At 74.8% G+C, this 23,658-nt stretch carries 21 protein-coding genes; 18 read left to right on the top strand and 3 right to left on the bottom strand.

Translation table 11 applies throughout. The features are described 5' to 3' along the window. Positions 1 to 951 carry a 2-phospho-L-lactate transferase gene (cofD, locus tag ACI79W_RS02520; protein ID WP_456560496.1) on the bottom strand — a complete coding sequence of 317 codons (951 nt, stop codon included), beginning with the start codon at positions 949 to 951 and terminating at the stop codon, positions 1 to 3. A gap of 381 nt (positions 952 to 1,332) precedes the next feature. Here cofD and ACI79W_RS02525 point away from each other — a divergent pair, with 381 nt between their 5' ends. Together ACI79W_RS02525 and ACI79W_RS02530 are read left to right on the top strand one after the other, a co-directional pair. Further along, positions 1,333 to 1,563, top strand: coding sequence for a WhiB family transcriptional regulator (locus ACI79W_RS02525; protein ID WP_170852167.1), 231 nt, complete (start codon positions 1,333 to 1,335; stop codon positions 1,561 to 1,563). Between the two features lie 136 nt (positions 1,564 to 1,699). Then, positions 1,700 to 2,512, top strand: a complete 813-nt coding sequence (locus tag ACI79W_RS02530) for a hypothetical protein (RefSeq protein WP_456560497.1) — start codon at positions 1,700 to 1,702, stop codon at positions 2,510 to 2,512. 3 nt (positions 2,513 to 2,515) lie between these two features. Here ACI79W_RS02530 and ACI79W_RS02535 read toward each other — a convergent pair whose 3' ends face one another. Together ACI79W_RS02535 and ACI79W_RS02540 are read right to left on the bottom strand one after the other, a co-directional pair. Continuing rightward, positions 2,516 to 3,385 carry a hypothetical protein gene (locus ACI79W_RS02535; protein WP_456560498.1) on the bottom strand — a complete coding sequence of 290 codons (870 nt, stop codon included), beginning with the start codon at positions 3,383 to 3,385 and terminating at the stop codon, positions 2,516 to 2,518. A gap of 42 nt (positions 3,386 to 3,427) precedes the next feature. Next, positions 3,428 to 3,820 (bottom strand): metallopeptidase family protein, encoded by a 393-nt coding sequence (locus ACI79W_RS02540; RefSeq protein WP_456560499.1) that lies wholly within the window; start codon positions 3,818 to 3,820, stop codon positions 3,428 to 3,430. Positions 3,821 to 4,112: 292 nt separating this feature from the next. Between ACI79W_RS02540 and ACI79W_RS02545 the strand changes: the two genes are divergently transcribed. The 16 genes from ACI79W_RS02545 (at position 4,113) to ACI79W_RS02620 (ending at position 23,630) form a co-directional block, all read left to right on the top strand. Next, positions 4,113 to 4,463, top strand: coding sequence for a DUF3499 domain-containing protein (locus ACI79W_RS02545; protein ID WP_456560500.1), 351 nt, complete (start codon positions 4,113 to 4,115; stop codon positions 4,461 to 4,463). A gap of 97 nt (positions 4,464 to 4,560) precedes the next feature. Beyond that, positions 4,561 to 5,940, top strand: a complete 1,380-nt coding sequence (locus ACI79W_RS02550; protein ID WP_456560501.1) for a phosphomannomutase/phosphoglucomutase — start codon at positions 4,561 to 4,563, stop codon at positions 5,938 to 5,940. After that, positions 5,937 to 6,146, top strand: a complete 210-nt coding sequence (locus ACI79W_RS02555; RefSeq protein WP_456560502.1) for a Trm112 family protein — start codon at positions 5,937 to 5,939, stop codon at positions 6,144 to 6,146. The genes ACI79W_RS02550 and ACI79W_RS02555 overlap by 4 nt, the downstream gene beginning before the upstream one ends. A 10-nt stretch (positions 6,147 to 6,156) precedes the next feature. Next, positions 6,157 to 7,302: an SIS domain-containing protein gene (locus tag ACI79W_RS02560; protein WP_456560503.1), complete on the top strand. Its 1,146-nt coding sequence runs from the start codon at positions 6,157 to 6,159 to the stop codon at positions 7,300 to 7,302. 76 nt (positions 7,303 to 7,378) lie between these two features. After that, positions 7,379 to 8,323: a DUF808 domain-containing protein gene (locus ACI79W_RS02565; RefSeq protein WP_456560504.1), complete on the top strand. Its 945-nt coding sequence runs from the start codon at positions 7,379 to 7,381 to the stop codon at positions 8,321 to 8,323. Positions 8,324 to 8,449: 126 nt separating this feature from the next. Further along, positions 8,450 to 9,625 carry a mannose-6-phosphate isomerase, class I gene (gene manA / locus ACI79W_RS02570; RefSeq protein WP_456560505.1) on the top strand — a complete coding sequence of 392 codons (1,176 nt, stop codon included), beginning with the start codon at positions 8,450 to 8,452 and terminating at the stop codon, positions 9,623 to 9,625. Positions 9,626 to 9,769: 144 nt separating this feature from the next. Next, positions 9,770 to 10,837: a glycosyltransferase family 2 protein gene (locus tag ACI79W_RS02575; protein WP_456560506.1), complete on the top strand. Its 1,068-nt coding sequence runs from the start codon at positions 9,770 to 9,772 to the stop codon at positions 10,835 to 10,837. Then, entirely contained in the window at positions 10,834 to 11,283 is a 450-nt protein-coding gene (locus tag ACI79W_RS02580; RefSeq protein ID WP_456560507.1) for a GtrA family protein, read from the top strand. Before ACI79W_RS02575 ends, ACI79W_RS02580 begins: the two co-directional genes overlap by 4 nt. Next, the gene (locus ACI79W_RS02585) at positions 11,280 to 13,571 is read left to right on the top strand and encodes a hypothetical protein (RefSeq protein WP_456560508.1); all 2,292 of its coding nucleotides are present in this window, start codon (positions 11,280 to 11,282) and stop codon (positions 13,569 to 13,571) included. The genes ACI79W_RS02580 and ACI79W_RS02585 overlap by 4 nt, the downstream gene beginning before the upstream one ends. Before the next feature lie 59 nt (positions 13,572 to 13,630). Continuing rightward, positions 13,631 to 14,425: a class I SAM-dependent methyltransferase gene (locus tag ACI79W_RS02590; protein WP_456560509.1), complete on the top strand. Its 795-nt coding sequence runs from the start codon at positions 13,631 to 13,633 to the stop codon at positions 14,423 to 14,425. Positions 14,426 to 14,626: 201 nt separating this feature from the next. Further along, complete coding sequence (locus ACI79W_RS02595) at positions 14,627 to 16,507, top strand: glycosyltransferase (protein WP_456560510.1); 1,881 nt, start codon at positions 14,627 to 14,629, stop codon at positions 16,505 to 16,507. A 107-nt stretch (positions 16,508 to 16,614) separates the two neighbouring features. Continuing rightward, the gene (locus ACI79W_RS02600; RefSeq protein ID WP_456560511.1) at positions 16,615 to 17,514 is read left to right on the top strand and encodes a GmrSD restriction endonuclease domain-containing protein; all 900 of its coding nucleotides are present in this window, start codon (positions 16,615 to 16,617) and stop codon (positions 17,512 to 17,514) included. 165 nt (positions 17,515 to 17,679) lie between these two features. Further along, positions 17,680 to 19,164 (top strand): adenosylhomocysteinase, encoded by a 1,485-nt coding sequence (gene ahcY, locus ACI79W_RS02605; protein ID WP_456560512.1) that lies wholly within the window; start codon positions 17,680 to 17,682, stop codon positions 19,162 to 19,164. A 227-nt stretch (positions 19,165 to 19,391) separates the two neighbouring features. Further along, a complete protein-coding gene (mtrA, locus tag ACI79W_RS02610; protein WP_456560513.1) occupies positions 19,392 to 20,108 on the top strand; it encodes an MtrAB system response regulator MtrA in 717 nt (238 codons plus the stop codon). A 70-nt stretch (positions 20,109 to 20,178) separates the two neighbouring features. After that, the gene (mtrB, locus tag ACI79W_RS02615; protein WP_456560514.1) at positions 20,179 to 21,906 is read left to right on the top strand and encodes an MtrAB system histidine kinase MtrB; all 1,728 of its coding nucleotides are present in this window, start codon (positions 20,179 to 20,181) and stop codon (positions 21,904 to 21,906) included. Next, the gene (locus ACI79W_RS02620; RefSeq protein WP_456560515.1) at positions 21,903 to 23,630 is read left to right on the top strand and encodes an LpqB family beta-propeller domain-containing protein; all 1,728 of its coding nucleotides are present in this window, start codon (positions 21,903 to 21,905) and stop codon (positions 23,628 to 23,630) included. The genes mtrB and ACI79W_RS02620 overlap by 4 nt, the downstream gene beginning before the upstream one ends. Positions 23,631 to 23,658: the final 28 nt, after the last annotated feature.

The following is a 23,658-nucleotide window of genomic DNA, read 5'->3' on the forward strand; positions in this document are numbered from 1 at the left end:
TCAGCCACGGGCGGCGTCGAGCGCGGCCCGGGCCAGCGCCGTCGTCGCCTCGGGGGAGGACATGAGCAGCGGCACCCGCCGCACATCGACGCCCGGGACGTCCGCGGGATCGTCCTCGGCGACCAGCCAGGTGTCGAGCAGGCCGCCGTCCGCGCGGGCCCCGTAGTGCCGGCCGACGCCCTCGGCGCTCACCTCGATGCCCAGGGCCGGCAGGCAGCGGTCGGCCATGCCGCGGACGACGGCGCCGCCGACGATCGGGGAGACGCCCGCGATGCGCGCCGGCGAGGCCATCAGGGCGTCGCGCACCCCTGGGACGCCCAGGACGGTGCCGATCGACACGACCGGGTTCGACGGCGCGAGCAGGACGGCGTCGGCGGCGGCCAGCGCCTCGGCGACCCCCGGGGCGGGCCGCGCCGCCTCCACCCCGATCTGCACGAACGCGGCGGGGTCCAGCGCCGCACGGTGGCGCACCCACCACTCCTGGAAGTGGATCGCCCGCTGCCGTCCGTCCTCGGGATCGGTCACGACCACGTGGGTCTCGACCCGCTGGTCGCTCATGGGCAGCACCGTGACGCCGGGTTGCCAGCGGTCGGCCAGCGCCGCGGTCACCGCCGAGAGCGGGTAGCCGGCGTCGAGCATCCGGGTGCGGATCAGGTGCGTGGCCAGGTCGCGGTCGCCGAGGCCGAACCAGTCGGGGTCGGCGCCGTAGGCGGCCAGCTCCTCCTTGACCGTCCACGACTCGCCGGCCCGCCCCCAGCCGCGCTCCTCGTCGATGCCGCCGCCGAGGGTGTAGACGACGGTGTCCAGGTCCGGGCAGATCCGCAGGCCGTGCAGCGTCACGTCGTCCCCGGTGTTGACCACGGCCGTGATCTCCGCCCCGGGCGCCGCCGCGCGGACCCCTCGTAGGAAACGAGCCCCTCCGGTACCACCGGCCAGCACGACGATCTGCACGAAAACATCGTGCCCGATGAGCAGTTGTCGACTGTTCGCCGGGCGTGTCGGCGGGTGCCACGAGATGTGACGAACACCCTGGTGCGCGTGGGGCTGGTGTGGCGTGTCGCTTACACCGGGCGAAGTTGACGGCCGGGCAACGACACGCGTGTAATTCCGGCGGTGTCGACGAGTGCTGAACGGCCCGGGAACCGCCTGCCGGCCGCGCACCGTGACGAGAGCGAGAGGGGACGCACCGTCATGGCAGAGGTGTCGTGGTTGAGCGACTACGTGAACGGCGCGGAGCGGCCTGCCGACCGGCTGGCGGGGACCGCGCACGGCACGGGCCAGCTCCTGGGTCAGGGGACGGGGCAGCCGTTCGTCGGCTTCCTCGGGTTCGGCCTGGAGCCCGACACCCAGTCGTGGCAGGAGCGCGCGCTGTGCGCCGAGACCGACCCGGAGGCGTTCTTCCCGGAGAAGGGCGGCTCCACCCGCGAGGCGAAGAAGATCTGCACCGGCTGCGAGGTCAAGGCCGAGTGTTTGGAGTACGCCCTCGCCAACGACGAGCGGTTCGGCATCTGGGGTGGTCTCTCCGAGCGCGAGCGGCGCCGGCTGCGCCGCCGCGCCGTATAAGCAGAAGGACCCCTCGAAGGACCCCCCCTGCCCCCCACTGCTCGCAGGCTCGCAGCGGGCCCCTGCAGGGGAGCCGTTCCAGCACCTCACCCAGCCGCCGGCGCCCCTCGCCGGCGGCTGTGGTTCTGTTCGGGGCATGGTCGCCCGGGTCGCCGTCGGTCGGGCCCGGGCGGTGCGCGAGGTCCGGGCCGCCGAACCGCTCGCCGCGGCGCTGGCGGCGCCGCTGACGGCCCGCGCGCCGTGGCTGACCGCCGTGCTCGACGACGGCGCCACCCGCCGGTTCGCCGGCCGCCCGGCCGCCGTCGTCGTCGACGGGCCTGCCGGCGGCCCGCCGCGGGCCGCGGCGTTCCTCCACCTGCGGCGGCGGGGCCCCGTCACCGCGGTCACCCTGCTCGGGCAGGAGCGGTCGCCCCTGCCCGGTGGCCGCCCCACCGCCCGGCTGCTGGCACGGGACGCCGAGGCCGCGGGCCTGCTCGCCGACGGGGTGCTCTCCCTGCTCGGCTCCCTGCACGGCCCGTGGTCGCTGCGGTTCAGCGGGCTCCCGCTGGGCGATCCCACCGCCCGGGCGCTGGCGGCCCGCCTGCCCACCGCCGTCCTGGCCAACGAGCGCAGCACGCGCCTGGTCGACGCGCTCGAGCAGGTCGGGTCCGTCGAGCGGGGCCGGGAGGGGCAGCTCCTCGAGCGCTGGCTCCCCGCGCTCCTCGCCGCCGCGCCCGACCGCCGGGCGCGGGGTCTGCTGCGCACCGCGGCGCGGCTGCACGCGGCCACCGGCCACCTGGAGGTCGCCGTGGTCGCCGACGGGGACCGGCTGCGGGCCGGGCTGCTCACGCTCCTGGACGGCGGGGACCGCTGGCCGTGGTGGGGCGTCGCCGGGAACGGCGGTCTGGGCACCGAGATGGGTGCACCGGTGAGCACCTTCTCCGTGCCGCTGCGTCGCTGGCCGCGCTGAGCGTCAGCCCGCGGGGCGGACCCGGCTGCGCCCGGCCAGCACCGGGGCGCTCCCCGAGCCGAGCCTCAGCTCGCCGCCGGCGGCCCAGCTCCCGTCCGCGGCGGGCGTCCCCTCGGGCGCCACGGTCAGCTCCAGCGGGTACACCCGCCCGGTCGCCTCGGGAGCGGAGCCGCCCGGGCGCAGGACCGTCGCGGCCTCCCCGCGCACGACCCACCCCTCGCCGTCGCGGGTGACGCGCAGGTCGGCGGCCTCGACGACGGCGTGCTCGACCGGCGTGGCGGTGCACCCGGCGGCGACCGGGTCGGCGGGGGCCTCCGCGGCCAGGCAGTTGTAGGTGGGCAGCCGCAGCTCCAGCCGCGGCGCACCGGCGTCGGTGGTGAGCCGGACCTCGGGGTAGGTCGCGGTGACGCCCACCGCCCGCGGTTCCAGCACCAGCCCGCCCACCACGAGGTCGGCCACGGGGACGCCGGACGCGGCCGCCGCGGTGGCCGGAGCCGACGGCGTCCCGGGGGACGGTGCGGACGGCGCCGGGTCGGCCGTGGCGGCGGCGACGGCGGCGGCGGTGCCCACGAGCGCCAGGGCTGCGACGCAGAGCGTGGCGAGCAGCGGGCCGGGCCGTTCCCGCTCGCGGACCGGCGCGGAGGGCTCCGGCGGGGCGAGCGCGGCCCAGCCGGTGGCCCGCGGCCCCTGCGGCCGGGTGCCGGGCGGGTGCTCGAGGAACTCGGCCAGGTCGTCGACCGGGGCGGCTGACCGCTCGCGGGTCCGGCCGGTGGGGTGGCGGGAGAGGGTGAGCGCCGAGGCCAGCGCCGCCACCGCGAGCGACCCCAGGACGACGCCCACGACGAGCCAGGCGGTGGCGGCGGGGGCGTCCATCCTCTCCAGCATCCCAGCCGGCCGCCCGCGCGCGGGGGCGGCTCAGGTCGGGTCGATCTCCTCGGGGTCGCGGCCGAGCAGGGTGGCGACCTGGTCGACGACGACGTCGCGCACCAGGTCGGCGAGGTCCTCGCGGTCGTGCGCACGCAGCTCGAGGGGGCGCCGGTAGACCACGATCCGCGGCGGCACCTCCTCGCCCTGCTCCCGGCGGGCCGGGAGCAGGCGGGCCAGGGGGACCCCGGCGTCGTCGAGCACGTCGGAGTCCAGCAGTGCCTCGTCGGGATCGGTGTGCTCCACCCAGGGCACGTCCTCGACGGCGAACTCGACGCCCGCCAACTCGCGCTCCCAGCGGCGCTCGAGATCCTCGACCGCGTCCAGCACCAGGTCGTCGAACTGCTCGGCGCGGCTGCGCGACAGCGGCACCTGGGCGGGCACGAGGCGTCCCCGCAGGCCGCGACCGTGGCGGTCGCGGCGGGAGCGGTGAGGGCGGCGCGGGGGGTGGCTCATGACTGCACGCAGGGTACGGCGGGGCGCGACACGCCGTGGCCCGGCACGGTCCGCCGGGAGTTCCCCCACGTCCGGCCCCGGGCGGCCGCACCCCGCGTCCGACCGGTGCAGATACCCACGGGGTCATCGTGCAGGATGGTGCGCCGCAGCCGGTTTCCCGGTGCGCCTGCTGTCGCGCACCGCCGGGCGGGATTACTGTGCCTCGCGTGAGGAACCGGTGGTGAGGCAGTCACGGCGCTGCTCGCGCAGCGGCTGCGCGCAACCGGCAGCGGCGACCCTGACCTACGTCTACGCGGAGTCGACCGCTGTCGTGGGCCCCTTGGCGACGTACTCCGAGCCGCACAGCTACGACCTGTGCGAGTTCCACGCCGAGCGGCTGACCGTCCCGCGCGGCTGGGAGGTCGTCCGGCACGAGATCGACGTCGACGACGTCGGGCCGACCGGGGACGACCTGCTGGCCCTCGCCGACGCCGTCCGCGAGGCCGCCCGGCCCGAGCCCCCGCGCAACCCCGCCGACGACGGCAGCGGCATCCGCCGCGGCCACCTGCGGGTCCTGCCCGACCTCCCCTGAAAGGACCCCGCTGCCCCCCACCGCTCGCAGGCTCGCGGCGGGTCCCTGCAGCGGGGCCGTTCCAGCGCGTCACCAGGCCCGCCGATAGGGTCGCGGGGTGCGTGATCTCTCGGCCCTGATCAAGGCCTACGACGTCCGCGGGGTCGTCCCCGACCAGTGGGACGAGGACGTCGCCCGCGCGATCGGCTCGGCCTTCGCCGAGTTCGTGCACGCGGAGAGCGGGGCCACGGCCGTGGTCACCGCGCACGACATGCGCGAGTCCTCGGTCCCGCTGTCCCGCGCCTTCGCCGAGGGCGTCATCGCCCGCGGGGTCGACGTCGTCGAGGCGGGCCTCGGCTCCACCGACCTGCTGTACTTCGCCGCCGGCTCGCTCGGCCTGCCCGGGGCGATGTTCACCGCCAGCCACAACCCGGCGCAGTACAACGGCATCAAGCTGTGCCGCGCCGGTGCGGCACCGATCGGGCAGGACTCCGGGCTGGGCGCCATCCGCGAGCGGGCCGAGCGGGACACCTACGAGCGCACCCCCGAGCGGGTCGGCAGCGTCTCGGCGCGGGACGTCCTGCCCGAGTACGCCGCCCACCTGCGCTCGCTGGTCGACCTGTCCGCCATCCGGCCGCTGAAGGTCGTGGTCGATGCCGGCAACGGCATGGGCGGGCACACCGTCCCCGTGGTCCTCGCCGACCTCCCGCTGGAGGTCGTCGCGCTCTACTTCGAGCTGGACGGCTCGTTCCCCAACCACGAGGCCAACCCGCTGGACCCGGCGAACCTGGTCGACCTGCAGCGCGCCGTCGTCGAGCACGGCGCCGACATCGGCCTGGCCTTCGACGGCGACGCCGACCGGGTGTTCGTCGTGGACGAGCGCGGCGAGCCGGTGAGCCCCTCGGCGATCACCGCCCTGGTCGCGGTGCGGGAGCTCGCCAAGGGCCGGGGGACCACCATCATCCACAACCTGATCACCTCCCGGGCCGTGCCCGAGATCGTGCGCGAGCACGGCGGGCAGCCGGTGCGCACCCGGGTGGGGCACTCGTTCATCAAGGCCGAGATGGCCCGCACCGACGCCGTCTTCGGCGGCGAGCACTCCGCGCACTACTACTTCCGCGATTTCTGGCGGGCCGACACGGGCATGCTGGCCGCCATGCACGTCCTGGCGGCGCTCGGCGAGCAGGGCCGGCCGCTGTCCGGGCTGACCGCCGCCTACGCGCGCTACGCGGCCTCCGGCGAGATCAACTCGACGGTGGCCGACGCGGGGGAGCGGATGGCCGCGGTGCGCGCGCTCTACGAGGGGGAGGACGGCGTGGCGGTCGACGAGCTCGACGGCCTGACCGTCGAGCTCCCCGACGGCGCGTGGTTCAACCTGCGGGCCAGCAACACCGAGCCGCTGCTGCGGCTGAACGTCGAGGCGCCGGACGAGGCGCGGATGAGCGAGCTGCGCGACCGGGTGCTCGCCACCGTGCGCGCGGAGGAGGAGCAGAAGTGACCGGTACCCAGAGCAGCCCCGCAGCCGGCCCGCTGGGCCTGGACCCCGAGCTGCTGGCGATCCTCGCCTGCCCCGACACCCACCACACGCCGCTGACCGTCGACGAGGCGGCGGGTGAGCTGGTCTGCGGCACCTGCGACCGGGCCTTCCCCGTCCGCGACGGCATCCCGGTCCTGCTGCTCGACGAGGCGCGGCAGCGCGGGTGAGGGGCGCGCCGTGATCTCGCCGGAGCTGGCCGAGGAGGTTCTCGACGACCTCGAGCTGCTGCGGGCCCGCGATCCGCGCGGCCTGCTGCCCGCCGTCGCCGGCTCCGGGGCGCAGGTGCGCGAGACCACCCGGCTGACCGAGGAGGCCGGCCTCGACCGGGTCACCGGCGGCGGCCGGCCCCGGGGGCTGGTCGTCGTCGCCCGGCGGGAGGGGGCCGTCGCCGCCTCGGTCCTCCGGGCGCTGCTGGGGCCCACCAGCCCGGTCACCGTCGACGTGGTCCCCGGTCCCGCGCTGCCGGTGTGGACCGGCCCGAGCGACATCGCCGTCGTGGCGACCCGCACCGGGGCCGGCGCCTACGCGGTCGCGCCGGCCTACGAGGCCGCCCGCCGCGGGGTCTCCCTGGTCGGCATCGGCGGCGACGACGCACCGCTGCGCAGCGTGTGCGCCTCCGCGCGGGCGCCCTACGTGGCGCTGCCGCGCACCCGGGTCCGGCACGCCACCCTGTGGTCGCTGCTCACCCCGATGCTGCAGCTGGCCACCGACCTCGGGCTGCTGGCGCAGGGGGTGGCCGACCCGGAGGCGGTGGCGGCCGCGCTGGACCAGGTGGCGGCGGAGTGCGGCCCGGCGCGGGAGACGTTCGTCAACCCGGCCAAGAGCCTGGCCCTGGAGCTCCTGGACGCCCTCCCGGTGATCGCCTCCGAGGGGCCGCTGGCGGGCGCCGCGGCGACCCGCTTCGCCGACCAGCTCGCCACGCTCGCGGGGCTGCCCGCCACTGATTTCCGGCTGCCCGACCAGCGGGTGGCCGCCTGCGCCGTCCTCGGGGGCCCGCTGGCGTCGCAGGACGCCGCCGACGACTTCTTCCGGGACCGCGCCGACGACACCGGCCGGCGGCTGCGGCTGCTGACCGTCCGCGATCCCGAGGCCGGCGGGCACGACGGCGCGGGGGAGCGGGAACCGCGGTCGGCGGCGGAGGCCGTGCAGCAGGTGCTGGGCACCGCCGCCGCGCACAGCGTGCCGGTCAGCGGCCTGGCCGAGCACGGGGAGCCCGACCGGTTCGGCCGGCTGCCCCGCGTGGCCCGGCAGCTGGCGGTCGCCGACTTCAGCGCCGTCTACCTGGCGCTGGCGCTCGACCTGGAGCGGGCCCCGCGTCCCTGAGGGCGCGCGCGGACCGCGGACGGTCCACCATCATCTGCGACAGCACACCGGTGCTGACCGACCGGAAGGAACTCCCTTGGCAGGTGGACTCGTAGCCCTGCTCGACGACGTGGCCGTGCTGGCTCGCGCGGCCGCCGCCTCCATCGACGACATCGGAGCCGCAGCCGGACGGGCGAGCATCAAGGCCGCCGGCGTGGTCGTGGACGACACGGCGGTCACCCCGCAGTACGTGCACGGGCTGAACGCCGACCGCGAGCTGCCGATCATCCGGAAGATCGCCCTGGGCTCGCTCCGCAACAAGTTGCTGATCATCCTCCCGGCGATCCTGCTGCTCAGCCAGTTCCTGCCCTTCCTCCTCACCCCGATCCTGATGCTCGGCGGCGCCTACCTCTGCTACGAGGGCGCGGAGAAGATCTGGCACCGGGTCAGCGGCCACGCCGAGGCACACGCGTCGGTCGAGGACGCGCTGCCCGACGAGAAGACCATCGTCTCGGGCGCGGTGCGCACCGACTTCATCCTCTCGGCCGAGATCATGGTCATCAGCCTGAACGAGGTGGCCAGCGAGGGCTTCCTGTCCCGGGCGGCGATCCTGGCCGTCGTCGCCGTCGGCATCACCGTCCTCGTCTACGGCGTCGTCGGCGTCATCGTGAAGATGGACGACGTCGGGCTCAACCTCGCGCAGCGGACCGGGAAGCGGGTGGCGGCCTTGGGCCGCGGCCTGGTGAAGGGCATGCCGAAGCTGCTGTCCGCGCTCACCGTCGTCGGCACCGCCGCGATGCTCTGGGTCGGCGGTCACATCATCCTGGTGGGCACCGACGAGCTGGGCTGGCACGGTCTGTACGACGTGGTGCACCACCTGGAGGAGGCCGCGCACGACGCGACCGGCGCCCTCGGCGGGGTCGTGGGCTGGGTGGTCAACACGCTGGCCAGCGCGCTGCTCGGCCTGGTCGTCGGGGCGCTGGTCGTGCTGGTGATGAAGCTGACGGTGCACCGCGACAAGGCCGGTGCCGGCGCGCACTGAGGCAGGACGCGCACGCGGTCACCGTCGGGACCGCCCGGCGCGCGATGTGCGCGCGCCGTCCGAGGGCGGCCCCTTGGGGTGAGGCCTGTTCCGCGAGGCGGGGGCGGGCCGTAACGTTCGCAGGCGATGTGGCAGCTGAGCAACGGTGTCCGGTACTACCCCTGGGGCAGCCGCACCGTGATCCCCGAGCTCCTGGGTGAGCCCGTGCCCGCGGACCGCCCGCACGCGGAGCTGTGGGTGGGAGCGCACCCCGACGAGCCGAGCACCCTCTCCGACGGGCGCCCGCTCGACAAGGCGATCGCCGAGGACCCCGACCGCCTGCTCGGCCCTGCGGTGGTGGAGCGGTTCGGGCCGCGACTGCCGTTCCTGCTGAAGGTGCTGGCTGCCGAGACGCCGCTGTCGCTGCAGGCGCACCCGACGACGGCGCAGGCGGAGGCCGGCTACGCGGCCGAGGAGGCCGCCGGCATCCCACGCGACGAGCCGACCCGGACGTTCAAGGACCCCTTCCACAAGCCCGAGCTGCTGCTGGCGCTCACCACCTTCGAGGCGCTGTGCGGCTTCCGGCCGGTGGAGGAGTCGCTGCACTGCCTGGCCAAGCTGCAGGTGCCCGAGCTCAAGCCGACCATCGCCGCCCTGGCGCGCGGCGGCCTGCGGGCGGCGATCCCGCAGCTCCTCGCGCTGTCGGGCAGGCGGCGCACGCAGCTGGTCGAGGCGGTCGCGGTCAAGGCGGCCACCTTCGTCGCCGCGCACGACCCCGAGTTCATCAACACCTACCGCTGGGCGGCCACCCTCGCCGAGTCCTACCCCGGCGACCCGGGGGTGGTGATCTCGCTGATGTGCAACCACCTCAAGCTCGCGCCGGGCGAGGCGGTCTTCCTGCCCGCGGGCAACCTGCACGCCTACCTCTCCGGCGCCGGTGTCGAGGTGATGGCCAGCTCGGACAACGTGCTCCGCGGCGGGCTGACGGCCAAGCACGTCGACCTGGCCGCGCTGATCGAGGTCCTCGACTTCACCGACGGCAGGGTGCCGGTGATCCACCCGGTGCTCGGGCCCGGCGGGCTGCGCTACCCGGTGCCGGTGCAGGACTTCGACCTCACCCGCGTGCACCTCGACGAGCAGGCGGGCACGCTCACCACCCGCGGACCGCAGCTGCTGCTGTGCACGGAGGGCACCGCCGTGCTCGCCTCGGTCGACGGCGAGCTGACGCTGGAGAAGGGGCGTGCGGCGTTCCTCCCGGCCGGTGCGCCGGTCACCGCACGCGGCCCCGCCGTCCTCTACCGGGCGACGACTAACCTGGTCTGAAGCCCGCGCCCTCCCGGCGCCGGCCGGAGCGGGGGATGCTGCGGCCAGGCGAGTCGTCCGTCAGGATGGCGGGGCGTGCACGACGACGTGCCACCCCGTGTCGGACCGCCCGGGGCGGCGGACGGACCCGGAGGAGGCGCCTGCATGCTGTTGTCCGTGGTGGTCCCGTGCCACAACGAGGAGCGGGTCCTGCCCGAGCTCGTCGCCCAGGTCACGGCCGTGATGGAGGACGTCCCGGCCGATCTCGAGTTCGTCCTGGTCGACGACGGCAGCCGCGATCGGACGACCGAGGTGATGCAGGAACTGCACGCGCGCGATGCCCGCGTCCGGTACGTCTCGCTCAGCCGCAACTTCGGCAAGGAGTCAGCGATGCTGGCCGGCCTGGCCTACGCGCGCGGGGACGCCGTCGTGATCATGGACGCCGACCTCCAGCACCCGCCACGGCTGATCCGGCGGATGCTCGAGCTGCTCGAGCAGGGGAACGACCAGGTGGTCGCCCGGCGCACCCGGGACGGCGACGCGTTCGGCCGCAGCATGCTCGCCCGGCTGTACTACCGGCTGGTCAACTCGCTCGTCGAGGTCCGCATCGAGGACGGGGTGGGTGACTTCCGCCTGCTGAGCCGGCGTGCGGTCGACGCGCTGCTGCAGCTCGGGGAGTACAACCGCTTCTCCAAGGGGCTGTTCGCCTGGATCGGTTTCCCCACCGCCACCATCGACTACCGCAACGAGGCCCGCTTCGGCGGGGACGCCAGCCGCTGGACGCTGCGCCGGCTGCTCAACTACGGCATCGACGGCGTCATGTCGTTCAACAACGCACCGCTCCGGCTGGCCATCTACGTGGGGCTGGTGGTCACCACGCTGGCCTTCGGCTATGCCGCCTACCTGGTGGTCGCGGCGGTCGTGGGAGGCATCGTGGTGCCCGGCTACGTGACCCTCGTGGCGGCGGTGATCGGCCTCGGTGGCCTCCAGCTGCTGTTCCTCGGTGTCATCGGCGAGTACGTCGGCCGGATCTACTACGAGGCCAAGCACCGGCCGCACTTCCTGGTGGCCGCGGCCAGCGACGAGCTGCCGGCGGCGCGGCGGGAACCGGCCCGGCGGAACACCGTGCTGGTCGGCAACTGGGTCGCGCCCGACGTCCCGGCCGACGCGGACCGGCGGTACGTCCGACCCCCGGTCCCTGCGGACGCCGCGGACCGCCGGCCCTCCAGGTGAGGGTCGACCGGACGACGCTGCGCCACGCCCTGCGCTTCTTCGTGGTCGGTGTCGTGAACACCGGGGTCTACTACGGCACGTACCTGCTGCTGGGCCTGGTGGCGCACTACCTGGTGGCGCACCTCGGCGCGATCCTCGTCGCGATGCTGGGCTCGTTCCTGCTCAACTGCTACTGGACGTTCCGCACCCGCCTGACCTGGCGGAAGCTGGCGCTGTTCCCGCTGACGAACGCGACCAACTACGTGATGACCACGGCCGGCGTCGTCCTCCTCGTGGAGTGGCTCGGCGTGGACGAGCGCCTGGCACCCCTGGTCGCCGCGGTGGCGGCGATCCCGGTGACCTTCCTGCTCTCCCGCAGGTTGCTCATCGGGCGCCCGGCCGCGCCCGCGGACCCGTCGGCCGGACCGGGCGCGGAGCTGCCCGCCCGGCGGGGTGCGCCGCGGTGAGGCGGCCGGTCCCCGCCGGCGCGGTCCACCGCACCGCCACCTCGCCGCCGACGGCTCCGGCGGGCCGGCCCGCGGTCGCCCCCGCGGCGGTCGCGGAGGGGACGTCGGCGGCGCGGCCGGGACGGCGGCTGCCCGAGTGGGTGGTGACCCTGGGCGTCGGCGTGGCCGCCTGGGTGATCGGCGCCATCCCCTTCTGGCGGGAGCGGTTGTTCTACTACGTCGGCGACCAGTACGAGCAGTTCGCCCCGTTGTGGCACGTCTTCGGCCAGCGCCTGCGGGCCGGCGACTGGGTCACCATGGACCCGGCGAGCTGGATGGGCGGGAACTACGCCGCCGAGGGCCTGAACGGCATCTGGAACCCGGTGAGCCTGGCCAACTTCGTGCTGGTCTCGTACTTCGACGACCTCGCGCTGGCCGCGGCCGTCGTCATGGTGGAGTTCCTGGGGCTGCTGGCGATGGGCACCTTCCTGCTGGCCCGCGAGCACGGCGCCCGCCGCTGGCCTGCCGCGGTCGTCGCCCTCGCCGTCCCGTTCTCCGGCTTCACCCTCTGGTACGAGGCCGCGGGCTGGCCCGCCGGCCTGATGGCGTTCACCTGGGTGACCTGGTTCTGGTGGGCGGCCCGCCGGCACGCCCGTGGCCGCCTCAACCCGGTCGTCCCCTTCCTCGCCGGCGCCTTGGTCATGACGACCGGCAACCCCTACGGCGCGCTCGGCATGGTCGTCGTCCTGGTCGCTCTCGGTGCCGAGCTGCTCGCGCGGCGCCGGTTCACCCGGCTGCTGCACCTGGTGGTGATGGGAGCCAGCGCCGGTCTGGTGGCCCTGCCGGTCTACCTGCCGCTGCTCGGCGCCGGGGACGTCTCGCTGCGCCAGGACCTCGCCGTGCTGGCCAACGACACCTTCCTGGTGCCGGACCTGGGCGACCTCGCGGCGGCCAGCTCGCCGACCTACCTGCCCTCGATCACCAACTGGGGCGGCGCGCTGCTGGAGACGCAGCCGTCGACCTACCTCGCCTGGTTCGTGCTCCCGCTGCTGCCCTGGCTGCGCTGGTCGAGGCTGCGGCGGCGGGCGCGGTCGCTGGCCGGGCTCCTGGGCATCGCCGGCTTCTACCTGCTCGCCACGCTGGCGCCCTCGAACCTGTGGCTGTTCCGGTGGCCCGTCCGGCTGGTGGAGTACCTGTACCTGGCGGTGGCCGTCCTGTTCGCCGTCGTCCTCTCCGCCGGGCTGGCGACCGACGCACCCCGCCGGCGGGCCCTGGTCAGCGGTGCGATCGTGCTCAGCGGTACCTACCTGGCGTGGGCGGTCCGCCCGTCAGGTCTCCTCCAGGAGCACGGTGTCGCGCTGCTGCTCGTCGGCGCCGGCACCGCGCTCGCCGTGCTGGCGCACCGACGGTGGGGGTTGCGGGGCCTCGGCGCCGTCCTCGTCGCCGGCACCGTCGCCGTCGTGGCCTTCCAGGCCACGGTCCTGCCGTTCCGGCCGGGCGGGTTCGGCCTGCGGCCGGCCTCGGACCTCGCCGCGCTGGCGGAGGGCACCACCCCCTACAAGGGCACCGTCCTGCAGCTGGCCAGGCACGACACGATCACGACGGAGCAGATGCGCGACGGCGAGGTCACCTTCGGCAACCTGCTGCGGCCGACCGGCACCTCGACGGTGGCCAGCTACAGCGGGATCGGGTTCCAGGAGTTCGCCGAGGAGCTGTGCCTCGACTACCGCGGGGCCACCTGCCCGGAGGCGTTCCAGCGGCTGTGGCGGCCCGCCGGGCCGGGGTACCCGGTGCCGCTCGTCGACGCCCTCCGCGTGTCGACGCTGGTCCTGCAGCGGGACCTGCTCGGCGATGCCGTGGTCGACGACCAGGCACCGCCGCCCGGCTGGCAGGTGGCCGAGCGGACCCCGGTGCGGGCCGTGTGGGTCCGCGAGCAGCCGTACGAAGACGGGTCCCGGGTGTCCTGGACCTCGCCCGGCGTCGAGGTCGTGGGCGGCTCCGCCGAGGAGGAGCGGGAGGTCGTCCGGTACCGCGCCGACGAGTCCGGCCGGGTGCTCTTCGCCCGGCTGGCGTGGCCCGGTTACTCCGCCACCGTCGACGGCGACGAGGTGCCCGTGATGGGCGGCCCGGCCGGTCTGCTCGCGGTGCGCCTCCCGGCGGGCGAGCACACCCTGGTGCTCGAGTACGCCCCGCCCGGTCTGCGGGCGGGTGCGCTGGCCGCCGGCGGCGCGGCGCTGGTGGTGCTCGCGCAGGCCGGGCTGTGGTGGTGGCAGCGGCGCCGTGCTCGGGGGCGACTGCGGGCCCGGTAGCCGCTACGGTCGCCCCCTGCCCGGCATCCTCCTCGGTGCCGGCGAGAGGGAGTGGGCGCATGGCGCAGGAGGAGCGGGGCGGGGCGGCTCGGGACCGGGTGGTGCGCGCGCTGGCCGGGCCGCTCCGGCGCCTGCTGGCGCCGCTGGTCAGGGACGCCGTCGCCGCCGAGGCGGACCGGGTCATCCGCGCCGTGCACGAGGTGGAGTTCCGCCAGCGCCGGGACCTGCTCGCCGCCGGTGAGCGGGACGCCGCGGTCAGGTCCGCGCGCTTCGCCGCGCGGGAGATGCCGACGGCCCGCGCCTTCCACGACCGGACGAGCACACTCGAGCACGGGCTGGAGATCGCCCCGCGCGGCGGGATGGCCCTGGAGTTCGGCGTGTTCGAGGGTCGTTCGCTGGAGATCGTCGCGGCCCGGCGGGGCCGGTGCGAGGTGTACGGCTTCGACTCGTTCGAGGGGCTGCCGGAGGACTACCGGCCGCACGTCCGCGCGGGTGCCTTCGCGGTGGGCTCGCTGCCCGACGTGGAAGGCGCGGAACTGGTCGTCGGTTGGTTCGAGGAGACCCTGCCGCAATTCCTGGCCTCCCACCCCGGGCCGGTGGACTTCGTGCACGTCGACGGCGACCTGTACTCCTCGGCGGTGACCGTCCTGGAGCTGGTCGGCCCGCGGCTGGCTGCCGGCTCGGTGCTGGTGTTCGACGAGTTCTTCAACTTCCCGGGCTGGGAGGCGCACGAGTTCCGGGCCTGGCAGGAGTGGCTGACCCGTACCGGCGCGCGCGCCGAGTACATGGCCTACACGTCCAACGACGAGCAGGTGGTCGTGCGCCTCACCGAGCCGGGGCGGCCGGCTGGGTGAGCACGGCACGTCTACGGCGATGACGTCCCTGCCGTTGACGGGCAGCCGGTCGTCGGAGCAGTGCGCACCGGGCCGTTCACGCAGCGTCGCGACTGCAGCAGGGTGGTGGCACGGACGGGTACGTCGGCGAGCTGTCGTCCAGGAAGGCCGGTTACGTTCCACTCCATGCGCCGGCGTCCGAACGGAGAAGACACCTTGGTCATGGCTGTCCAGCCCCAGCGGACCCAGGCTCCGGCCGCCACGGCGGAACAGGCTCCTCGCCACGGCCGTCTGCTCGCGCAGCGCACGCTGTTCGCGGGGCCCAACCCGGACGTCCCGGCCGACCTGTACTGCACGACGGTGACCGGGGTCGCGGTGCGCGACCGCACACGGCTCACCCTCGGCGGTCACGCAGCGGTCTCCACGAACGCCTACTTCGGGAGGTTCCCCGCGTCGTACTGGCAGCGGTGGACGTCCGCGCGCTCGGTCGACCTGCACGCGACCACCAGCGGAGCCGGGCTCGTCCGGGTCATGGCGTCCGACAGCGAGGGCAACCCCCGGACGGTGGCCACCGAGCAGGTCCGGGACGCCCGCGAGCAACCGCTGACGTTCACGCTGGCCCTCGACCGGTTCGTCGACGGCGGCGCGTTCTGGCTGGAGCTGGAGGCCGGCGCCGACGGGCTCGTCGTCGACGACGTGCAGTGGTCGGTCGCCCCCATCCGGCCCCGGCGGGCGACCGCGGTGGTCATCTGCACGTACAACCGGGCCGACGACTGCCTGGCCACGCTCCGCACCCTGGCGGCCGACCGCGACGTCGCCGGCGAGCTCGCGGCGGTCTACGTCGTCGACCAGGGCACGGACACCGTGGAGAGCCGCCCGGGGTTCGCCGACGTCCGCGAGGCGCTCGGACCGGCCCTGCGCTACGTGCGGCAGCCCAACCTCGGCGGGGCCGGCGGGTTCACCCGCGGCATCTACGAGGCGGTGCGGAACGAGACCGTCGAGCGGGTCAACCTGCTGCTGATGGACGACGACATCCGGCTCGAGCCCGACACCGTCGTGCGGCTCCGGGCCCTGGCCGACCGGGCGGACGAGCCGGTGCTCGTGGGCGGTCAGATGCTCAACCTGCTGCACCCCGACCGGCTGCACGTGGGGGCCGAGTCGGCGGACCTGTCCATCCTGCGGGCGGGCCAGCCGGTACCCGATGCGCTCACCAACGCCGACCTCACCGAGCGGCAGCAGGACCTGCGGATCGACGGTGACTACAACGCCTGGTGGACGTGCCTGATCCCGTCGGAGGTCGTGTCGGCGGTCGGTTACCCCCTGCCCGTCTTCTTCCAGTGGGACGACATCGAGTTCGGGCTGCGGGCGCGGGCCGCCGGCTTCCCGACGGTCACCCTGCCCGGTGCCGGCGTCTGGCACGCCGACTTCTCCTGGAAAAACTGGGACGACTGGTCGCGCTACTTCAGCTACCGCAACAGCCTGGTCACCAGCGCCCTGCACAGCGACTTCGACCGGCGCAGCATCGCCGAGCACCTCGCCAAGCAGCTCGTGGACGCCCTGGTCTCCATGCGGTACGGCCTGGCGGCGCTGCTGATCCGCGCGGTGGAGGACTTCCTCCGGGGGCCGGAGGTGCTGGCCGACGGCGGGGCGGAGACGGCGGCGCAGATCCGCAAGCTCTGGGCGGAGCACCCCGAGACGAAGAACCACCCGGTCTCGTCGGTGCCCGGTGTCGCCGCGGTCGACATGCGGCGCACCGCGCCGGCCGGTGCTCCGTCGATGCTCGGCCTGGTCCTGGTGAAGCGGATCCTCTGGCAGCTGCGCGGGCGCAACCACGGCACGGCGGCGATCACCGCTGCCGACGCCCACTGGTGGCACGTGTCCCTCTTCGACACCGCGGTGGTGACCGACCCGTCCCAGGAGGGGGTGCGGCTGCGGCGGTTCGACCGCGAGCTGATGCTGCGGTTGGCGCGGCAGGGCGCGTCGGTGCTGGTGCGTCTCGTGCGGGAGGGCAGCGGTGCCCGGGACCGCTGGCGCGCCGCGCTGCCCGAGCTCTCCGACCGGCAGACCTGGGCCCGGCTGTTCGAGCAGGGGACCGACCGCTGACCTCCGCCGGCACGCCTTGACGCCGGTCCCCTCGGCGTTGCGCCGCCGGGCCCGCGTCGGACCGGCCTAGCCTCGGACCGTCCGACGTCCGGCCGGTGGGGAGCTGCGTGCACGACCGACCCGGGTCCCGGCCGCGCCGGCTCGCCGGCACGCTCGTGGGCCTGGGGCTGCTCGCGGCGCTGACGGCCTGCGAGGTGGTCGACGCGCCCGGGAGCGGCGCCGGCACCGGAGCGGCAGCAGAGACGCCCGCACCGGTCGCGGGCTCCGCCCTGGCGGCGCTCGACGGGCTCGAGGTGAAGGGCCGGGCGCCGAAGACCGGCTACGACCGCGACCGGTTCGGCGACGGTTGGGTCGACACCGACCGCAACGGCTGCGACACGCGCAACGACGTCCTGGCCCGCGACCTGACCGGGGTGGCGTTCGAGCCGGGCACGCGCGACTGCGTCGTCCGCACCGGCGCCCTGGCCGACCCCTACTCGGGGAGCACGATCGCCTTCCGGCGTGGCCAGGACACCAGCGACGACGTGCAGGTGGACCACGTGGTCGCGCTGTCGGACGCCTGGCAGAAGGGGGCGCAGGGCTGGGACGAGGAGCGCCGGGTCCGGTTCGCCAACGACCCGCTCAACCTGCTCGCCGTCGACGGGCCGCTCAACATGCAGAAGGGCGACGGCGATGCCGCCACGTGGCTGCCGCCGGCGAGCGGCTACCGGTGCGCCTACGTGGCGCGGCAGGTCGCGGTCAAGGCCGGCTACGGGCTCTGGGTCACGCAGGCCGAGCGGGACGCCATGGCCGGCGTGCTCGCGCGGTGCCCCGAGGAGCCGCTGCCGGCCGGTGCCGCGCCGCCCGCCACCGACGGGCCCGCGCCGGACGCGGCCGCCGCGCCGATGCCGGGCTACACGGACTGCGCCGCGGTCCGCGCGGCGGGGGCGGCACCGATCCACCGGGGAGAGCCGGGCTTCTCGGAGCGGTTCGACGGCGACGGCGACGGCGTCGGCTGCGAGTCCTGACCCGGCGCCCGGCCGCCCGGGGCAGGTCTGTCCGGAGGCGGAGAGGACGGGTTCCTTCACCTATCCTGGACGGCGGTACGAGCCCCGCCGAAGCCTCGGCATGCTCGCTCAGCCTGAGACCACGAGCGCCCGCCCCACCGCGGCGGGCGCGGATTCCGGAGCGACATGACCGCCAGCACTGGCACCCGCACCCTGACCGATGGCGACTTCAAGGTCGCCGACCTCTCCCTGCACGGCTTCGGCCGCAAGGAGATCCAGCTCGCCGAGCACGAGATGCCCGGCCTCATGGCCCTGCGCGCCGAGTACGGCGACCAGCAGCCCCTCGCCGGCGCCCGCATCGCCGGCTCCCTGCACATGACGGTGCAGACCGCCGTCCTCATCGAGACCCTGGTGGCGCTCGGCGCCGACGTGCGCTGGGTCAGCTGCAACATCTTCTCCACCCAGGACCACGCCGCCGCGGCGATCGTCGTCGGCGACGGCACCCCCGAGCAGCCGGCCGGCGTCCCCGTGTTCGCCTGGAAGGGCGAGACGCTCGAGGAGTACTGGTGGTGCACCCAGCGCCTGTTCGAGTTCCGCGACGAGAGCGGCGAGGTCGTCGGCCCGAACATGCTCCTGGACGACGGCGGTGACGCCACCCTGCTGGTGCACCTGGGCACGCGCTTCGAGGCCGACGGCGCCGTCCCCGACACCACCGACGCCGACTCCGAGGAGTACGGCGTCATCCTCGACGTCCTCCGCGGCAGCCTCGCTTCCGACGCCGGGTACTGGACCCGCATCGGCCAGGGGATCACGGGCGTCACCGAGGAGACGACCACCGGTGTCATGCGCCTGTACGAGCTCGCCCGCGACGGCCGGCTGCTCTTCCCGGCGATCAACGTCAACGACTCGGTCACCAAGAGCAAGTTCGACAACCTCTACGGCTGCCGGCACTCGCTGATCGACGGCATCAACCGCGCCACCGACGTGATGATCGGTGGGAAGGTCGCCGTCGTCTGCGGCTACGGCGACGTCGGCAAGGGGTGCGCGGAATCCCTGCGCGGCCAGGGCGCCCGGGTCATCGTCACCGAGATCGACCCGATCAACGCCCTGCAGGCGGCGATGCACGGCTACGAGGTGACCACGCTCGACGAGGTCATCGGCAAGGCCGACATCATCATCACCGCGACCGGCAACAAGGACATCATCTCGGCCGAGCAGCTCGGCCGGACCAAGCACCAGGCGATCATCGGCAACATCGGGCACTTCGACAACGAGATCGACGTGGCCGGCCTGGCCCGCACCCCCGGCGTCGAGCGGACGACGATCAAGCCGCAGGTCGACGAGTGGCGGTTCGCCGACGGCCACACGATCATCCTGCTGTCGGAGGGGCGGCTGCTGAACCTCGGCAACGCCACCGGGCACCCCAGCTTCGTCATGAGCGCCTCGTTCTCCAACCAGGTGCTCGCCCAGATCGAGCTGTGGAACAACCGCGCCGCCTACGAGGGGCAGACCCCCGGCGTCACCGTGCTGCCGAAGAAGCTGGACGAGCACGTGGCGCGGCTGCACCTCGACGCGCTCGGCGTGAAGCTCACCGAGCTGACGAAGGTGCAGGCCGACTACATCGGCGTGCCGGTCGAGGGTCCTTACAAGAGCGACCACTACCGCTACTGAAAGGACCCGGCTGCTCCCCGCCACCCGCTTCGCGCGCCGCGGGTCCCTGCAGCCGGGCCGTTCCAGGACCGTCACCTAGGGGGCATAGGAGGCTCTCCCTGCGTCTCGGGGCTCCGATGCGCAGGTAGAGCTTCCTATGCCTCGTGGTCGTCAGGGCCGTCCCAGGCGTCCCGGCAGCCACCCGCGCGGGTGGGGTGCGACCCCCTCGACGCCCTGAACAGCGCAGAATGGGCGTCGTGCCACCCACCGCTCCCCAGAACGGGCCCAGCCGCGGCCGTGTCCTCGTCGTCGACGACGACGCCGCCCTCGCCGAGATGCTCGGCATCGTGCTGCGCCGGGAGGGGTACGAGCCCGCCTTCGTCTCCGACGGCAACCGCGCGGTCGGCGTCTTCCAGCAGACCCGGCCGGACCTGGTGCTGCTCGACCTGATGCTGCCCGGGCGCAACGGGCTGCAGATCTGCCAGGACATCCGCACCCAGTCCACGGTGCCCATCGTCATGCTCACCGCGAAGGGCGACACGATCGACGTCGTCCAGGGGCTCGAGGCCGGCGCCGACGACTACGTCACCAAGCCCTTCAAGCCGGTCGAGCTCGTCGCCCGCGTCCGGGCGCAGCTCCGGCGGGGGGAGACCGGGCAGGCGGAGAACCTCAGCATCGGTGACGTGCAGATCGACGTCCCGGCGCACCAGGTCAGCCGGGACGGGGTCCCGATCGCGCTGACGCCCCTGGAGTTCGACCTGCTGGTGGCGCTCGCCCGCAAGCCCCGCCAGGTGTTCACCCGGGAGCTGCTGCTGGAGCAGGTGTGGGGCTACCGGCACGCCGCCGACACCCGCCTGGTCAACGTGCACGTGCAGCGGCTGCGGGCCAAGGTCGAGAAGGACCCCGAGAAGCCCGAGGTGGTGCTCACCGTGCGCGGCGTGGGCTACAAGGCCGGCCCGCCGTGACCGGGGGAGACCCGGGTGTCCCCGTGCGCGGGCTCCCCGCTGCCGGCGCCGGCCGGGTGACACTGGAGCGGTGACCGCCACCCGGACCCCCGAGTCGGGCACGGGTGCGGACCGGCCCCCGCAGCGGGGGGGCACCCGGCCGGGCAGCCGCGAGGAGCTGGTCCGGCTGGGGCGCGGGCTGCGCCGCCGGGCCGGGCGGGCGCGCCGCCGCGCGAGACGGACCCTGGGCGAGCTCGGCGCCCGCGCTGCGCAGACCTGGCGCTCCTCGCTGCAGGTGCGGATCGGCGCCATCACGATGCTGCTCGCCGGCACCGTGGTCGTGATCGTGAGCCTCGTGCTGTTCAGCCAGATCAAGGACCAGCTGCTCGACGTGAAGCGGCAGGCCGCGATCGACCAGGTGCAGGCCGGCGTCGTCTACGCCCAGAGCGAGGTCGCCGGCATCGCGACCGGTGACGCCGCCAGCGTCCGGGCCACCCTCGCCCGCACCGTGAACCAGCTGCTGGACCGCGGCGGCGCGGCCGGCGACTTCGACGTCGTCATGGTCTACCGCCCCTCCGGCGGCACCGAGATCCCCGCCACCAACCAGCGGCCGCTCACCGCCGCGCTGCCCCAGGAGCTCCGGGCCGCCGTGGATGCCGGAAACCAGGCGTCGAAGTACGACATGGTCCCCGGCGACGCGGGTGACCCCCGGCCCAGCCTGGTGGTCGGCGCGCCGGTGACCGGGGACGCGCAGGGGCCCGACCGGATCGAGCTCTACTACGTCTTCCCGCTCCAGCAGGAGCAGGAGAGCCTCGGCCTGATCCGCACCACCGTGCTCATCAGCGGTGTCGCGCTCACCCTGCTGGTGGTCGGCATCGGCGTCCTGGTCACCCGGCTGGTCGTCGACCCCGTGCGGCAGGCGGCCGGTACCGCGCAGCGGCTCGCCGAGGGGCAGCTCGAGGAGCGCATGGCGGTCCGCGGGGAGGACGACCTGGCGCGGCTGGCGACCAGCTTCAACGCGATGGCCGACAGCCTCCAGCGGCAGATCACCCAGCTCGAGGGCCTCTCCCAGCTCCAGCAGCGGTTCACCTCCGACGTGTCCCACGAGCTGCGCACCCCGCTGACCACCGTGCAGATGGCCGCCGAGGTCCTGCACGAGGCCCGGGGCGACTTCCCGGCGCACGTGGCCCGCTCCGCCGAGCTGCTGCGCGCCGAGCTCGACCGGTTCGAGGCGCTGCTCACCGACCTGCTGGAGATCAGCCGGTACGACGCCGGCGCCGCCGTGCTCGACTCGGCCCCGGCCGAGATGGGGGCGCTGGTCGGCCGGGTCGTCGACGGGATGAGCGCGCTCGCCGAGCGGCACGCCTGCGAGCTGGTGGTCGCCCGGCCGGACGAGGGCGTCCTCGCCGAGGTCGACGTCCGCCGGGTCGAGCGGATCCTGCGCAACCTGGTCGGCAACGCGATCGAGCACGGGGCCGGGCGGCCGGTCGAGATCACGCTCGCCGCCAACCGCTCGGCGGCGGCGGTCACCGTCCGCGACCACGGCGTGGGCCTGAGCGCCGGTGAGGCCCAGCACGTGTTCGACCGGTTCTGGCGGGCGGACCCCTCGCGGGTGCGCACCGTCGGCGGCAGCGGGCTCGGTCTGTCGATCAGCCTCGAGGATGCCCGCCTGCACGGTGGCTGGCTGCAGGTGTGGGGCCAGCCCGGCGCGGGTGCCCAGTTCCGGCTCACCCTTCCGCTGGTCGCCGGCACCGACCTGACCAGCTCCCCGCTGCCCCTGCGACCGGTGAAGCTGCGCCGCCCGGAGGCGCTGCGGTGACCCGGCGCGCACCGGTCGTCCTGGCGCTGCTCACGGCCGTGCTGACGCTGGTCTCGTGCTCCACCGTGCCGACCGACTCCGCGACGGTGCTGATCACCCAGGCGCCGGCCGGCGTCCCCGAGGCCGTCGGCATCGAACCGGTCGCCCCGGCGCCCGGCGCCAGCGCCGAGGAGATCGTCCGCCAGTTCGTCGACGCGGCGGCCAGCACCGTCCGGCGGCACCCGGTGGCCCGGCAGTACCTCGCGCCGGGCCCGGCCGAGACGTGGGCGGACGACAGCGGGATCAGCGTCATCGGCAGCGACTACGCCGTGGTGACGACGGACGAAGGCGCGGTGACCGTGACCGCCAACCTGATCGGGACCGTCGACCCCCGCGGGGTGTTCACCGTGGCCGAGCGTGGCGTCTTCACCCGCGACTTCACCCTGGAGCAGGTCGACGGCGAGTGGCGGATCACCAACCCGCCCGACGGGCTGATCATGCTCGAACCCGACTTCCGGCGGCTCTACGACCCGGTGGACGCCTACTTCCTCGACCCGACCGCGTCGCGCGTGGTGCCCGATACCCGCTACCTCATCCGCGGTGAGTCCCAGCCCACCGCGGTGGTGGAGCGGCTGATCACCGGTCCCTCGGCAGCGCTGGCCGCCGGCGTGCTCAACCCGCTGAGCGGCGTGGAGCTGACCTCCACCGTCACCGTGGAGGGGCAGACCGCCACCGTGGAGCTCAGCGGCCTGCCGGCGGAGCCCGGCCCGCTGCTGGCCGAGGTCTGCGCGCAGCTGGTGTGGAGCCTGCAGCAGCTGGTCCGGCCGCGGATCGTCAACGTCGTCGTCCTGCTGGACGGGGAGCCGATCACCCCCGACGGGGTGCCGCGGCAGCAGACGATCGAGGACTGGGCCTCGTTCGACCCGGACGCGGTGCCGGTCGACGGGGTCGGCCACTACGTCGACGCCGGGGCCGTGGAGACGGTCCCGCGGGGCGACCCGGTGCCCGGCCCGGCGGGGGAGGGGCGCTACGGGCTGGACAGCGCCGCCGTCGCGGCGGCCGGTGGCCAGCTGTCCTTCCTCACCGGCGTCCGCACCGACGAGGCCGGTGCGACGCTGCTCGCCGGTCCCTACGGCGGCGAGCTGGCCCCCGTGCTCAGCGGGTCCTCGATCAGCGCGCCCACCGTGGCCGCCACCCGCACCGAGGCGTGGGTCGTGCGGGACGGCGCCGAGCTCGTCCGGGTGCCCGCCGGGGGCCCGCCGCAGCCGGTCGCCGCCCCCACCCTCCCGGGCCTCGGGCGCACCGACGTGCTGCAGCTCTCGCCCGACGGGGTGCGCGCCGCCGTCGTGGTCGAGGGCGCCCAGGGACGACGGGTGCACGTCGGCACCGTGGTCCGGTCCGCGGACGACGGCGCGGTGGTGCTGCGCGACCTGCGCGACGTGGCGCCCACCCTGACCGGCGTCATCGACGTCGGGTGGCGCGACAGCGGCAGCCTCATGGTGCTCGCGGGCGATGCGGGGGAGGACCGCATCGTGCCGTACACGGTGGGCGTCGACGGCTGGGGGCTGGCGCCGGTGTCGACCTCCGGGCTGCCCAGCCAGCCGACCGCGCTCGCGGTCGCCCCGTCGCGCCAGGCGCTGGTGAGCGCCGGCGCCACGATCTGGCAGCTCTCCGGCGGCCGGTGGGTGACCCTCGTCCGCGGCGCCGAACCGCTGCCCGGGACGGCGCCGTTCTACCCGTCGTGAGGCGGGCGTCGTCCACAGGGGCAGGACC

This window comes from Blastococcus sp. SYSU DS0533 (assembly GCF_054050775.1).